Source organism: Deltaproteobacteria bacterium (assembly GCA_016875395.1).
GTDB lineage: Bacteria > Myxococcota_A > UBA9160 > UBA9160 > UBA6930 > VGRF01.
Window position 1 is genome coordinate 1 of the sequence record VGRF01000080.1, and the last position, 1492, is coordinate 1492.

Genomic DNA, 1492 nt, shown 5'->3' on the forward strand with positions numbered 1-1492 from the left:
AGTCGTGCGGGTCGCACTCGCCGCGCGCAGTGCGCGCGGCAAGGTCGTGGGCCACCGTACCTTCGGCGGCCTCGGGGCTCGACCGCCGTGGTGCATCGAGCGTCAAGCCGACCGCAGCGCTGCACTTGACCCATCTGTGCGCAGCGCTGGGTGGATACTTTGCGTGCGCCGTCACAAAGTCAGCGCCTTCACCACGTCCGCGTGCTTGCCGGGTGGCACGTCGCTAACGCGGGAGTACCCGAGCGAAGACATCAAACTGGTCGCACGCTCCATTCCGTGCTTGCTAGCGAACGCAACGAGCGCCGCTTTGACTTCGCGAGCGCCTACCACAACCGGCTGCGACTGGATCTCCGCGAGGACAACAGGCGCAGCGGGCAGCGCGGGCTTTAAAGTGACAGGCAGCAGCGCCAGCGCTTCGGTTATTTCAGTGCGCACGAGCGTCTTCAAGGCAAGATAATCCAAGGAAGGGGCGGCGTCGAGCGGTACTAGCTTTTTCCGACGGGGCATACTGGTCTCCTCAAAAGGTTGAGGCGAGACGGTAGGCCCGCCTCGCCTCAACGTCAAGCGCGCGCTTTAAAAGCGCGCCGCGCTAGTTCTTCTCCGCGCGGGCCTTGGCGCGCGTGGCGCGCACGCCTTCGGGGATGATGATCGACAGCACGCGGCGCTCATCATGCCACGCCTCGCGCGGCGCGCTGCCGGCACCCATGACCGCGATGAGCGCATCGAGCGCGCTCGCCTTGGTCGAGTACTCCAGCACCGAGACGCCGCCCAGTATCTGCGGGTCGCGGGCCAGTTCATGCGCGCGCGTGTAAGCCTCGGCGCGGGTGCGATACGCCTGCATGGCGTCGCGCCCCTCGCGCGAGTAGCGCACGGCGAACAGTCTGGTAGCCATTCTCAGATCTCCTCGTGGATTAAATGGTTCATCTTGCACCAGTGCGCAACGTAGGCCCGCGTAGTAATGTCGGCGGGCATCGGCAACGCCCGGCCGTGCGTGCGCACCGGGTAGCCGGTCAAGTCGCGCAGCTTGCGCTCGTGGCCGTAGAACCAGTAACCGGCCCGGCCGTCCGACCGGAGCACCGCCCGCCGTGCGCGTTCCTGCTCGCGCACGAGGGCCCCTTCGGTGCCGGGAAAGCGGGCCGCGATGGCAGCGGAAAAGGTGATGGGCATGGCTAGGCCCCTTTCCGCGCGGTGACCTTGATCACGATCACCTCGACCGTGCTTGTGTGCGCGGTGACCAGTTGGCGGCTGGGCTGCAGCTTCTCGGCGACCGCCTTCCAATCCACGAGCGTGCGCTCCTGCGTGAACACGTTGGCGTCGTACAGCACGCCCTCGATGCGGCCGGGGCCGGCGGCCTTGAGGCCCGCTTCGATCATTTTCGCCTGCGCGGTCAACTCCGCGATTTGCGCCTTGAGCGCGCCCAGTTCATCGACTACTTTGAGTTCAATTTTCATTTCGGTTCTCCTCGTTTCGTTTCGGTTTAGGTCGTTTGCAC

General features: G+C 65.6%; 5 protein-coding genes. All 5 read right to left on the reverse strand.

The features are described from left to right. Positions 1-175, reverse strand: a 175-nt coding sequence (locus FJ091_22190; GenBank protein ID MBM4386059.1) for a DUF2800 domain-containing protein, incomplete at its 3' end; no start/stop codon positions are given. Beyond that, entirely contained in the window at positions 172-447 is a 276-nt protein-coding gene (locus FJ091_22195; GenBank protein ID MBM4386060.1) for a hypothetical protein, read from the reverse strand. The genes FJ091_22190 and FJ091_22195, both read right to left, overlap by 4 nt. A 142-nt stretch (positions 448-589) precedes the next feature. After that, a complete protein-coding gene (locus FJ091_22200) occupies positions 590-892 on the reverse strand; it encodes a hypothetical protein (GenBank protein ID MBM4386061.1) in 303 nt (100 codons plus the stop codon). Between the two features lie 2 nt (positions 893-894). Further along, positions 895-1167, reverse strand: coding sequence for a hypothetical protein (locus tag FJ091_22205; protein ID MBM4386062.1), 273 nt, complete (start codon positions 1165-1167; stop codon positions 895-897). A 2-nt stretch (positions 1168-1169) separates the two neighbouring features. Next, positions 1170-1451, reverse strand: a complete 282-nt coding sequence (locus FJ091_22210; protein MBM4386063.1) for a hypothetical protein — start codon at positions 1449-1451, stop codon at positions 1170-1172. Positions 1452-1492: the final 41 nt, after the last annotated feature.

Bases quoted from the DNA above. Each gene is read 5' to 3' on its own strand.
- FJ091_22200 (MBM4386061.1), bottom strand. From the start codon at position 892: ATGGCTACCAGACTGTTCGCCGTGCGCTACTCGCGCGAGGGGCGCGAC.
- FJ091_22210 (MBM4386063.1), bottom strand. From the start codon at position 1,451: ATGAAAATTGAACTCAAAGTAGTCGATGAACTGGGCGCGCTCAAGGCG.
- FJ091_22205 (MBM4386062.1), bottom strand. From the start codon at position 1,167: ATGCCCATCACCTTTTCCGCTGCCATCGCGGCCCGCTTTCCCGGCACC.